At 27.3% G+C, this 13,175-nt stretch carries 11 protein-coding genes; 4 read left to right on the top strand and 7 right to left on the bottom strand.

Annotated features, from left to right (window positions below):
* Positions 1-107 precede the first annotated feature (107 nt).
* Positions 108-2,252: a hypothetical protein gene (locus HGG64_RS01715; protein ID WP_169580246.1), complete on the top strand. Its 2,145-nt coding sequence runs from the start codon at positions 108-110 to the stop codon at positions 2,250-2,252.
* Complete coding sequence (locus tag HGG64_RS01710; protein WP_169580245.1) at positions 2,245-2,547, top strand: hypothetical protein; 303 nt, start codon at positions 2,245-2,247, stop codon at positions 2,545-2,547. The genes HGG64_RS01715 and HGG64_RS01710 overlap by 8 nt, the downstream gene beginning before the upstream one ends.
* Positions 2,548-3,133: 586 nt before the next feature.
* On the opposite strand, the gene HGG64_RS01705 is transcribed toward HGG64_RS01710, so the two are convergent.
* From HGG64_RS01705 to HGG64_RS01695, 3 genes are all read right to left on the bottom strand, one after another.
* Positions 3,134-4,030 (bottom strand): ECF transporter S component, encoded by an 897-nt coding sequence (locus tag HGG64_RS01705; RefSeq protein WP_169580244.1) that lies wholly within the window; start codon positions 4,028-4,030, stop codon positions 3,134-3,136.
* Positions 4,031-4,142: 112 nt separating this feature from the next.
* Positions 4,143-5,516 (bottom strand): M17 family metallopeptidase, encoded by a 1,374-nt coding sequence (locus HGG64_RS01700; RefSeq protein WP_169580243.1) that lies wholly within the window; start codon positions 5,514-5,516, stop codon positions 4,143-4,145.
* Between the two features lie 9 nt (positions 5,517-5,525).
* Entirely contained in the window at positions 5,526-7,013 is a 1,488-nt protein-coding gene (locus tag HGG64_RS01695; protein WP_338095116.1) for a M17 family metallopeptidase, read from the bottom strand.
* A 453-nt stretch (positions 7,014-7,466) separates the two neighbouring features.
* On the opposite strand from HGG64_RS01695, the gene HGG64_RS01690 reads away from it, so the two are divergent.
* Both HGG64_RS01690 and HGG64_RS01685 read left to right on the top strand, forming a co-directional pair.
* A complete protein-coding gene (locus HGG64_RS01690; protein WP_169580242.1) occupies positions 7,467-9,023 on the top strand; it encodes a hypothetical protein in 1,557 nt (518 codons plus the stop codon).
* Between the two features lie 510 nt (positions 9,024-9,533).
* Entirely contained in the window at positions 9,534-10,511 is a 978-nt protein-coding gene (locus HGG64_RS01685; RefSeq protein ID WP_169580241.1) for a hypothetical protein, read from the top strand.
* A gap of 69 nt (positions 10,512-10,580) precedes the next feature.
* Here HGG64_RS01685 and HGG64_RS01680 read toward each other — a convergent pair whose 3' ends face one another.
* The 4 genes from HGG64_RS01680 to HGG64_RS01665 form a co-directional block, all read right to left on the bottom strand.
* Positions 10,581-11,225 carry a uracil-DNA glycosylase gene (locus HGG64_RS01680; RefSeq protein ID WP_169580240.1) on the bottom strand — a complete coding sequence of 215 codons (645 nt, stop codon included), beginning with the start codon at positions 11,223-11,225 and terminating at the stop codon, positions 10,581-10,583.
* The gene (locus HGG64_RS01675) at positions 11,215-12,072 is read right to left on the bottom strand and encodes a methionyl-tRNA formyltransferase (RefSeq protein WP_169580239.1); all 858 of its coding nucleotides are present in this window, start codon (positions 12,070-12,072) and stop codon (positions 11,215-11,217) included. The genes HGG64_RS01680 and HGG64_RS01675 overlap by 11 nt, the downstream gene beginning before the upstream one ends.
* A gap of 7 nt (positions 12,073-12,079) precedes the next feature.
* A complete protein-coding gene (gene plsY / locus HGG64_RS01670) occupies positions 12,080-12,736 on the bottom strand; it encodes a glycerol-3-phosphate 1-O-acyltransferase PlsY (protein ID WP_169580238.1) in 657 nt (218 codons plus the stop codon).
* 75 nt (positions 12,737-12,811) lie between these two features.
* Complete coding sequence (locus tag HGG64_RS01665; protein WP_169580237.1) at positions 12,812-13,174, bottom strand: hypothetical protein; 363 nt, start codon at positions 13,172-13,174, stop codon at positions 12,812-12,814.
* Position 13,175: the final 1 nt, after the last annotated feature.

Here is a 13,175-nt window from a genome sequence, read left to right as displayed (position 1 = left end):
TTTCTACTAAAAAATTAATGTTAGTATTAAAATAATTTAATTCTGTTTTTGTTTGGCAAAAAAATTATAAAATAAAATTAAAAATATAAATGATTGAGGTAACAACGATGGGAAAAATAGATCTACATATTCACACAAAGAAAATTTTAGACGGAGAGAGTAAAAAAAGAAACATAGACAACATCTCTTTTAGACAACAGATGAAGAAAAGCGACATAATGATTGCTGCAATAACAAATCACAATTACTTTGAAAAAAATGAATATTTAGATTATAAATCAGAAAATGGTGAATATATTTTATTGCCCGGAATTGAGTTAAATGTGTATTTTTTTGACAACAAAGAAATTAGAAAACAGATAAATGTTATTGCAGGAGATGATGAAGAAAATGTTAATAAATTTCAGGAATCAGTAAAAAAATTACAAAAAATGTGAGAAAGAGATTCTAAAGAAAATAAAGTTATATCATTAAATAATTTTATTGAACTATTTGATAAAGATAAATGAATTTTTTTACTTGATTTTAAATCAAATAAAAATACTAGAATTGGCCTTGGTGGACCTGAATATAATGAAATAGTGAATAGCACAAAAAATGCATTTATCTTTTCTGACGTAAATAAGCCAGCAACTTATTTGGTTCTAAGCGCAAAAAAATATAATGCTATAGTTGGGTCCGATGTAACGGATTGAGATAATTACTATGAAAATTCATATAAATTATTATCTACATCTCTTAATATAGACAATTATAGCCTATTATTTAAATTGCTAAATTTTCGTTTTAAAGAAGATAACAAACTCGATAACAAAATATTTAAAAATATAAAATCAGAAATTATTTCTGAAATAGAAATGAAAGCTGGTGAATCATTATTTAAAATTAAGAATTTAGAAATAAAACAAGGAATTAATGTTATATTTGGGGAAAAAAGTACGGGTAAAACAGAAATTTTAAAATCTATTAATAAAAAATTTGAAAATGATTCAATTTATTATGAATCTTCAAAAAAAGATGATAAATTGCAAAGTATGCATAATACCAAATTTGATAATACCTTATTTTCAGATAATATAAAAAAATTTAAAGAACTTAATAAAGAAATATTAGTATATAAAGAAAGTTCATTTAGCGAATTTAACAACTATTATAAATCAAAAATAGCAAACCACTCGATAAAAATTCATATGTATTTAGAAACAAAATCTATTAAAAATTCAAAAATGAAGTTAATAAAACAAATTGCAAAAGATTTAAAAATTACATATGAAAAAATAAAAGAAAATGAATATGTAAATTTGGAAAATAAAACTCAGTACCAAAAAATATCAAAAAATATTTTAAAAGACTTATGAAAATCTTATTTGAATATGTACAAGAGAGACGTAAATAAGAATATTAATTCAAAAATAAATGACAAAATACAAAAAATAATAAAAGATAAGCAGGGGAAAGTTAGCGAACCAAAAGAAATTGGATTTTTAAATAGATATGAGGAAAAAAAGAAATTCCTCCAAACTGTTTGTAAAATACAAAAATTCATTCCATATGATTTAAAAAAGATATGAAGCACAAATTTACCAAAAAGAGGAGAAATAACATTATCTCAAAGAGTTGATTATATAAATTTATTTAATGAAAATTGTCTTAGTTACCTAAAGGGAAAAGAAACAAAATGCAAATCATATAAATTATGAGATATGGTTAGAAATATAAAAATTAGTTCTAATTTTAATAAAATATCTGAAGCATTTAATGCAATTTTAAAAAACAGTAAAGATAATGAATATGACTATGAGATACTTTATAAAAATGGTGTTATTATGTATGACAGCGCGAATAACGAAAATTTTTCAAATGGTGAAAAAGCATATTTAGCATTATTTGATTGTTTGCAAAGTGATAAGAAAATTATTTTACTAGATGAGCCTGATGCATATTTGGGCAAACAAATAATTAAAGACTATCTATTGGAAGAAATAAGTAAAAAAATAAATTACAATGAAAAAATTATTGTTATATCTACTCATGATCCTATTTTAGGAATTAATACTGTTCCAATAAATTATATTTATAGAGAACATACAGGATTTAACGAGGAATATAAGACATACATTAGCTCAATTTTTGAAAAGAAATTTAAGAATTTAAAAAATCCTGATGATTACAAAGATTTATTTGAGGTTTTAATCGAAAATTTTGAAGGTGGTAATAAGATTTTTAATTTTAGAAAGGAACTATATGAATAATAAAAACATGGTTAAGTTTTCCTATGCCAATGAAAGGTTGGAAATAAATTTTAAAAATAAAAAATATGAAATAGATTTAAAAAATGATTCTTCGAATGATTTAAATGATTTATATGATGCCATTTTTGAAGATATTTTAAACACAGAATTAGATGGTAGCCAATTAAATGGATTTGATAAGGAAGACAGTGCGTTTAAAAACGCTGCTTTTTCAATATATGAAGCAATAAAAGAAGAATTTGTTTTAATAAAAAATGACTTTGACGAAAATTTCAATATCGCTGATAATGGTTAAAAAATACTATAGCTAATATATACATGAGCTTTTTTAGGTTTCTCCTAATATCAATTTTTGGTATGGATTAACCACTTAATAAATGGTGTAACAACATAATTTTATGTTATTTTTATTAACATAAAATTTAATCAAATTTATTATTGAATTTTAAAAATGAAATTAAACAAAACAATTTAACTGAGCCGCACTTTTTTACGCATATATTAACTACTAGAGACAATTATTCAAATATATAAAGCATTCCACATGAAATAATATTATAATGAAAATCAATATATAAATAATATGTTTAAGAAATATATGAAGAAATTACAAATATCATTTTTTTAAAAATTAGAATGTAACAAAATTAAGAATAATAAATATTCAAAAGTTTTATACGATATAAATTTTTGAGAATTTCTATTTTTTAATGTGTTTCACCGGAAATATCATTTCTATAAACTAATTATTTTAATTTTAGATTCAATAAAAAAATTTTTACAATTAATTTTGACAAATACATATATTAAAGACAAACCAATAATAAAAATTAATGCTAATTTTGATTCAATAAAATGCAAAAAAATATCAAATCTTTTGCTTAGATTGATATTTTATTTTCAGAAATATTTTCGCTTCTATTATATGAATGATGGGTATAAAAGTAGATTCGCTTTCTAATCATGATAATTACCGGATGAACAGCAAAAATCACTGCTGTATAAATAGGAATTGCAATTAAACTTTTGAACATGATTGGCACCATTACTGGAAAATAATAATCCTGATAACTTCAATTTCCACTTCTAAAGCGATTGTAGTAGTTAATGAAAGCAAATGGTCCTCACAATCAGCGGAATAAAATATAAACGAAGGTAACAACTAGCAGAACCTGGAAGAATAAAGCAGTATTATATTTAAATTTAAAATTTCGCGACTTTAAGCTTTTATAGTAGACTATAATTGATGTTATTCAAATAAGAGATAAAATTAATAGTCCAACAGCTAAAACTAATGGAGGCGGAAATATTCTACGTCTACTAGCTGAATATTTATTTGGTGGTGTTTGAGCTCAATAAGCTCACGCAATTGCCACAAATAGAATCGTTAGCATTATCAAAAATAAAAATCCTGAGATTCATGTATTTCTATTTTTAAAAAAGAAAGCTCTAATAAACCATCCACTAGCAAAAGCAATTACAACTGGAACAATTGCATATTCGATTGTTCAAAAACCAATTCCGTCAATAACTGACTTCATTGTGTCACACAAAAGCCCTAAAAAGGCTGCTCGTCAAGGTCCAAGCGCTAATCCAAAGACAACATAAATGGCATAGGTTATAGTAACTCTTAAATTTCTAATAAAAACATATTTTTCAACTAACGCCGCAATAATATAAATTGCTAATAATAAGCCAAATAAAGCGATTTCATACACTGAAAATTTATATGCCTTAGTTTTAAAATTCCTTCTAATATTCTGAAACAAACTTATCATTTTTCACGCCCTTACAGGTAAAAATTTTTTAACAACATGTTAATTATATAAAAAAATAGCATAAAAAAATAAATCCGCTTTTTTATTTGAAATCGGATCTATTTTAATGCTATTAATTTGCTAATTCAATTAGTGTTTTTACCATTGCAAACATTGGTTTTTCATCAATGTCATTAGTTCCGGCCACATCTAAATGAATATATTCTAAATCATTAGTAAATTCTTTTAAAAACATGGCAGCAGAACATGATCCTGCAAAACCTGAATAGTCGGTGTTTTTTAAATCGGCAACCACTGAACCTTTCATAAATTCTTCATAATCATCATCAAATGGCATTCTTCAAATTAATTCGTGTTGATTTTGAGCTGCTAAACTAATTTTTTCTCATGCTGCATCTGAAGTTGCTCATGCTCCGGTATAGGTTTCTCCTAAAGCTGAAACCATTGCCCCTGTTAATGTGGCAACGTCAAGCAATTTGGTGGCATTAAGAGCGGTTGCAGCATAATAAAGCCCATCAGCCATAACTAATCTTCCTTCGGCATCAGTGTTATTAATTTCAACAGTTTTTCCACTCATTGAAGTTCAAACTGAATCAGGTAAAGAAGCATCACCATTAACACGGTTATCGGTAATGCACATTACTGCTGATACATTAGTTTTTGGAGCGAGTTGAGAAATTGCTTTAAGTGCTCCCGCTACAATAGCAGCACCTGACATATCATATTTCATGCCAAGCATATTACGTCCAGTTTTAATGTTATATCCACCTGAGTCAAAAGTAATTCCCTTACCAACATAAACAGTTTTTTCTTTACTTGTTGGGTTACCATTGTATTCAATAACCACAACTCTAGGTTCATACATCGATCCACGGTTAACTGAAAGCAGTAAACCCATACCTAATTTTTCGATGTCTTTTTTATTTAAAACCTTAACTGATAGATTTTTATACTTTTTAAAGTCATTAGCAACAATTTCTGCCAGTTGCTCTGAGTTTAGTTCATTTGGTGGGGTAACACCTAAATTTCTTGCTCAGTTTTGTGCTTCTATTATGATGGCAGCTTTGTTAAATGCTTCTAAAGCTTCTTTTGAAGGTTGTTCAATAAATAAGCTTAACTGATTATTATTATCTTTCTTGGTGAAGGTTTTTTTGTTATACAGTTTTGCAGCAGAAAAATTAATTCCTTTAGTGAAAGCATCAATTACTGAAGGTATGTCTAACTTTCCTTCAATAGTAAATGAGGCCAAATCAATTTGATAGTCACGAGCAGCACCAGATCCTAGCATAACGGCAAGGTTGTAGATTGTGTCATAGTCAACATTTTCAGTTTCACCTAAATAAATATATGCGGTTTTTGTTGAAATAAATTCGGTAATTTTATTTTCTTTTTCAACTAAATTTTCAACAATAGTATTTCCTTTATAAAAGGCTTTTAGTAAAAAGTAATTATTTCTTTTAGTTTCTAATTTTTTGATTAATTCCATACTATACTCCTATTTTTGACCTTCAGCTAATTCTACTAGTGTTGAGACTAAAACTCCCATACCCATTCCTTTGCTGTCAGCTGTTCCGGCAACGTCACAATGAATAAAATCAACTTTATTGGTAAATTCCTTTAAAAACATTGCAGCTGTATTACAGTCTGATTTTTCAGCACTATTGTAGTTATTTAAATCAGCAACAAGTGATTTCTTATTTGGTTTATGAAAATCTTCATGTAGTGGCATTCTTCATACTTTTTCATGAGCTTCATTAGCTGCTAAAAGAAATTGATTTCATCTGTTATCACATGTTGCATATATACCAGAAAATGTTTTTCCTAGTGCTCTTAGCATAGTACCAGTCAATGTGGCAACATCAACTAGAAGTGAAGCATTTAATTTCTTAGCTCCATAGTAAAGTCCATCCGCTAATACTAATCTGCCTTCAGCATCGGTGTCAACTATTTCAACGGTTTTTCCACTCATTGATTTTACAACTGATTCTGGCATTGTTGGATGAGTGTCAATGGCATTATCAGTTAACATCATAACTGCTGCTACATTAGCTTTAATGTTAAGTTCAGCAATGGCCTTAACTGCATAGGCACAAATAACCGAACCTGACATGTCAAATTTCATGTTTTCCATGTGATATCCTTTAGTGTTATAACCACCAGTGTCAAAAGTAATTCCTTTACCAACATAGACAAATTTTTCTTTGCTTGTAGGATTACCATTATATTCAACAACAACAACTCTCGGTTGATGTGAACTACCGGCATTAACAGCAAGCATTAATCCCATCCCCAATTTTTCTATTTCAGGCTTGCCTAAAACTTTCACCGTTAATGAACTAACATTTTTAAAGTCATCTTTAATTGCTCTGGCAATATATTGACTATTAGCAATGTTTGGAGGAGTAATTTGCAGATCCCTCGCACCATTGACGGCATTAGCAATAGTTGCTAAGCGTTTTACTAATTTTAAATATTTTTTATCTTCATAGTAAAGTGAAAGTTGTACCTTAGCCTCTTTTTTCTTAGCTGATTCCTTAGCTGAGTATAAATCAGCTTCATTAAAAGCAATTCGAGTTATAAAAGCACGAAAAATCTCATCAACTGATAGAAAGTTATCTCTAGTAAATGAAGCAATATCAATTTGATAGTTTCTTCTTTTGGCCGTCGCTATGCCATCAACAACTTTTAAAAAGTCGTAATAATTTTTAATTTCTTTTGAAATAAAGATGTATGCTATATTATCCTCGAAATTTTCAGTAATATAATTAGCTTTTTTGGCAACGTATTCAGGAAATTTCATTCCTTCAAATGCTGCTTTAAGCAACATTGATTTATTTCGTTTTGTTTCGTAATCTGAAATCATAAAATCCTTTCTTTTAGTAATTCATTTTCATATATTATTAAACGATATATTAATTATAAACTTATATGCAAATTTTAGAATTGTAATTAATAAGGTAATAGAATTAAAATTTTTATCCATTCATATTTAATTAAACTTGAGTTTTAATAAGAAAAAATATCTGAAATAATCAAAAAGACATTATTCAAACACATTATATAAAATTGTGAAAATCAAAAATATTAATTTAGCTTTAAACGCATTACAAAATTTCTATAAATTTATTTATCATAAAAAATCAAAAAATAATTTAAATTTTGAAAAAATTTGCTAAATTTATTATGCAAAACTTAATTGATTTTTTTAAGAAATCAAGCTAATGTAATATCTATAAAATTTCAATTTATTATGATATGGGGGCAAAAGTCTCATAATGGGCATTTAATTTTTAATCATAAAAATTATAATGACTTTTTTAAAAAAATAGAACATAAAATATAAGATTTATCATACTAATATATAAAATAAGAGAAAAACACTAAATTTAAGACAAAATTTTTGTGATTTATCTAAAAACTTAAGGAGCAAATAAATATGAAAAAAAGAAATTTTAAATGATGAATAGCATTGCCAGCAACTATTGCAACTTTACCCCTAATTGCCGCTGCATGTGATAATGGAAAAGCGAAAGATAATCCTATCAATCCAGGTGACGGGATGAAACCAACACCTGATAAACCTGGCGATGGAATGATGCCAAAACCTGACAAACCAAAAGACATGGCAATGATGCCAAATACACCAGCACCTGGTGACAAACCAAAAGACATGGTTCCTAAAGATATGGGCATAAAACCTCAAGAACCAGCACCAATGATGCCTGAAAAGCCAGAGGATATGGGCATAAAACCTCAAGAACCAGCACCAATGATGCCTGAAAAGCCAGAGGATATGGGAATGAAACCTCAAGAACCAGCACCAATGATGCCTGAAAAGCCAGAGGATATGGGAATGAAACCTCAAGAACCAGCACCAATGATGCCTGAAAATCCAGAGGATATGGGAATGAAACCTCAAGAACCAGCACCAATGATGCCTGAAAAGCCAGAGGATATGGGCAATAATTCTGGAATGCCTATGCAAGAGACACCAAAAAATATGGAAAATAATGAGCAAAGTATGATGCACAATGTGCCAAATGATATGAACAAAGATGAAATTGCTGAGATAAAAAATAAAATAAAAATGTATTTGGAAAAATATTTTGTAACTACAGACCAAGAATATAAAAAGTTTATTTCCGCTCTAGAAGGTGTTGCAAGTTTAGAAGATTCAAAAAATTTGGAAAATGAAGTTATAACCAGTATAAAAATGACTCTTAAAGCTAAAGTTAAAGCAATTATTGATCATGGTGTTTTTGAAGAAAAAGAAAAATTAGTTAAAGAGCTTGATAGTCTAACAATTGAAAAGTTAAGGGAAAAGGAAATAAGTTATCCACTAAAATCTCTGGAAAATTTTATTGATGGTTTAAAAAATAAAGATATGCCTAAATACCAAAAATTTCTAGAAATAGTTAAAAAGGCCAAAACTAAAGAAGAACTAAAAGAAATTTCGGAATACTATAAAGAAGAACTTAAAAAATTAAGGGCTTTAATTAAACAATATAATTTAGATAATACTTTCAAGAATGAAATTAATTCTATTAATAGCTTTGGAAAAATATATAAATTAACCGATTCAGTGAATGATTTAGTAAGCAAATTAAAAAAAGTGCAAGATATAGTTGTGGTCCCAGGTTCTGGTTTTAAATTCAACCTAGAAAATAGAGTAATTGACAAGGATGATATAATCCAAATAGCAATCAAAATTGTTGATATAAAAGGTATTACTAATGCAGGTTCTATTAGAGAACAACAAGTAACTTATGATCCCAATGCTCAACAAAAATATGAAATAAAATTTTTAAGAAAAAAACAAAAAGAAAATATATCAAAAATATACTTTTACGGAGTAAGCATTTATAATACAAGAACGAAAAATAGGGATAACTATTTAATGCCAAATTTATCACTTGTAGAATCACTAAAAATTCAAGAAACTATGAACTTTAATCCTGCAGAATATCCTAATTTAACAAATGTTGAAATATAAAAAAATACATAATTTATAAACATTATAAAAATAACTTTTTTTGAAGTTGTTTTTTTGTTTATAAATTCTAAATTTAAAACTATTTTAGGTATATTTATTTTTAGCTAATCAATAGCCAATTATTTTTTGATTTTGTATATTGAAAAAAAGTACTTGATTAAAATCACTTATGAAATATAAATATCTATTCTTTAATTTCTTTGACAAATCCAAAGAATTCATTGAAATTTAACAGAATTTATTCTCTTATAATGTTATATTTACAGTAAAAAATATAACTTTTTTTAGTACGGAGTTACCTTTTATATTTAAAAATGATGATTTTATATCAAAAAACAAAATATTTTGAATTATTCATTATAATTTTTAGAATAAAAATTAGAATGAAGATTTACTCTTAAAATAAGAATAATAGCAATTTTATTCCAATAAAATTCTAGTAGATAATATAAATAAAATTAGATTTAGTCAAATTTAGATGAAAATCATAATAGAAATTAAGGAATAAATATGAAAATGAAAAAATTTAAATGATTAGCTGCCCTATCTTTAGCTACCTTTGCCCTGCCTTTAATTGCAGCATCATGCGGAACTATTAAAATTATAGATGGCGATGGTGAAGATAAAAGCAAGCCTATAGACACAAAGCCAGAAAAGCCTAGTGATTTAGTAGAAAGAAATGATGAATCTCCAGAGACAAAAGCCTTAGTTAAGTTAACATTAGAAAACTTTGTTAAGGGTTTAAATGCCGAAAATGAAGAAAAATACAAAGAATTTATTGGAGTAATCAACAAAATGAATAAAAATTCAGATGCCAAAATAATATTTGATTACTATAATTCTGAAAAGGCAAATCTAGTTTCAATTATTAATGAAAACGCTTCCTTATCTAAAAAATTTGAAACCAGAGTTGATGCTATCAAATCTTTTGAAGACATATATAGAGTGAAAAGAGAATTCAAGGAATTTGAGAAAAAGACAGAAGATCTTAAAAAATATTTAGCAGATAATGGATTAACTAAAGAATTTGAAGAAGAAGTAAACAAAATTAATACTCTAGAAAATATAGATGAAACTAAAAAAATGGCTAAAGACTCCATTACCATAGAAAATGTTACACTTAAACAAAACGGATTTGTATTTAGTCTTAAAAACAGAGAATTTATAGCTGGAGAAAAAATACAATTCATTGTTTACATAACAAGTGATGAAAAGAAAATAAAATATTTAAGAACCTCAAGAGAAGAAAAAATAGAAAAAAACTCAAATACTTATTATGCTAAGTATCAAATCAATAGAAAAAAGGTAGAAAATAATGTTAAATTTAAAGTTCATCTTTTGGGTGTGAAGATAACAAATACTGAAGGTATTAAATATTATTGGGTTCCAGGATTTGATTTTGATCAATACGATAACTATTTAAAAGATAAAAAATCTTTAAAACTAAATGAAGGGGATGAAAGCCTAAAATACTTTATAACCTTATAGAATTAGAACTATAAAATAAAAATCATTCACCAAAAATAAAACAGTGAATTGATTTTTTTAATACTTAATTTATCTAGTTGACCAGTCAATAGGACTTTTATTAAGCTCTTTTAATTTATCATTAACTTTCTCAAATATTTTTGAGCCCTTAAAGCCAGCATTAACTCCTAATGGCGATGGATGAGATGTAGATAAAACAATTTGATTAGTTAAATCTAAACTCTTGATAAAGTTTTTAGCATAGTTGCCTAAGATTAAATAAATAACATTATTATAGTGTGCATTAATCTTTGACAATAAATTTAAAGTAAAAGTTTCTCATCCGATGTTTTTATGTGCTAGTGTTCTACCAACTTCATTTGTTAAAATACTATTAAGTAGTAGAACTCCTTGCTTTTTTCAATTATCCAAATTGTTAGTGCTAAAACTGCACTCTGGATATGAGCTTTTAATTTCTTTGAAAATATTTAGAAGCGAAGCTGGAGTCTTTTTTTCATTTGATGAAAAGCAGAGACCATCAGCAACATTTTCACCAGGGTAAGGATCTTGACCAATGATAATTACCTTCAAATTATCAAAATCAAAATTCTCAAGTGCAAAAAAGATACGCCTTTTTGGCGGAGTAATATTTCTACCTTTTAAATTTTCTGTTAGTTTTTTAAAGTATTCTTGCGGCTTTTGACGATTGAAAAAGTCAATGAAATTAAACTTCATGTGTAACTTTCTTTTTGCCTTCAAATTGATATTCCTGTAAATATAATTTGCCATCTTTAAAATCAATTACCAATGGTGTCTTAATTTTTTCTTTAGAAGCACGATAAATCTTTAATCTCTTTTCTCGATACATCATAAACGCCCCTGGTTGGTCATTAAATGCTCTAATCTTATTCAAAGCATCTTGACAGCTATCATCAGCAAATAGTTGTGCTTCTTCATTTTGGATTTTAGGAGCTAATGTAACTTTTGATTCGTCTTGTACTTCTCTAATAAAATTACCATTATAAATATCAATTAACCACTGACTAATATTTTCGGCAGTAATCTTGCCTAATTTGTCAAATAATTCTAGTGCTGTATCAGTTGGTTTAACCTCCACTACTGCTTTTTTTAGCATATCGCCAGCATCCATTTTGGCAACCATTTCAATTAGGGTTATACCAGTAACTTTATCATCATTTAACAGCGCATACTGGATTGGTGAAGCACCACGGTATTTTTCTAAAATACTACCATGAACATTCAATGGTAGACACTTTGGAAGAGCTAAAATACTATTTGGAATAAATTGTCCAAAAGCAGCCGTCATAAAAAAGTCAAATTCCACTTTTTTGAGATCTTCAAGAATTTCACTGATTTTATTAGGTTGATATAGATTAATACTAAATTCCCTTGCCAGCTTAGCGACATCAGTCATAATAGGTTGCTTATTTCTGTCTAGTTTTTTATTAGGTTGACTAATTAAACAAATGATTTCAAAGCGTGAATCGTTAATTAATTGTCTAAAAACTTGTGCTGAAAACTTACCTGTTCCAGCTAAAACTAATCTTATTTTTTTTGTCATAATAAAATTATAACTTAAGTTTATTTTCTTGATGGTTGAATAGCCTAATGTAATTAGGAATATGTTTTATTACAATAATAATTGCTCCAAGAATCAAAACTATCGTATGAATTGGATAAATCGTGTTTGCTTGTAGAAAGCCAAGCGATGAATTAAAATAAAGCGGACGAACAAAACCAATAAATGGGACTGTTGCTGAAGTTATTGTTGAGGCCAAAGAAACATATTTTGTCACCAGAACAATAAAGATAAAAACCATAGCATAAATGGTAAAGATCATAAAATCAAAAGCAAAAATCATTGCCATAAAACAAGATACACCTTTGCCACCTTTAAGATTATGAAAAATTGGAAAAACATGACCAATAATTGCCCCAAGGCCGGCTAGCATTGGAATAATATAAATATTTTTAGTTAAGGCCTTGAGCGTAAAAGCAAGCATGATTGATAAATAACTTTTTAGAAAATCTAAAATAAAAACTAAGGCCCCAAATTTTAAACCTAAAACCCGCATGGCATTTGTTGCTCCAGCATTGTTTGAGCCTTCTTTTCTCAAATCTTTTCCTCTTAGTTTACCAATAATAATTCCAAAGCTAATTGATCCAAGTAAATATCCAATTATCATAAAAGTAAGATTTGCTGAAATATAATTTATTTTAAACATATAAAAAAATAATATATTAAAAAACTGCTTTTGTTAAAAAAAGCAATTATTATTTTTAAAAAGTGAATAATTTAATTATTTAATCAACATTTCTGCGCGGTTTTCCACAAGAATTTCGCCGCCAGATAGAATATCATATGAAAAGGCAATAATGTTGGGTGATATTTCAACCTCTTTCAAATAAAACTCTAAGTTAAGACCTTCTTTTTCATTGAGCATCAATTTATTGACTATTCGCTGATGTTTTTTTAGATAAAGGCGCTGTGCTGCATAGGCTAGATGAATATCAGAATGTGAAATTTTGGCCTCGCAGTTAAAATCCTTTTCATCAGTAAAATTAATAACAATGAATTCGTCTTCTGTTCTTTCACTATAGTCCACATATTCTGTTTCAAAAACATTTTCAATGCCATTATCACTATTAAGTGATTTGGTCATT

Origin of the sequence: Mycoplasma phocoeninasale (assembly GCF_012934885.1) — a bacterium.
GTDB classification, from domain to species: Bacteria; Bacillota_I; Bacilli_A; order Mycoplasmatales; family Metamycoplasmataceae; genus Metamycoplasma; species Metamycoplasma phocoeninasale.
This window is presented reverse-complemented; position numbering and strand designations above follow the sequence as displayed.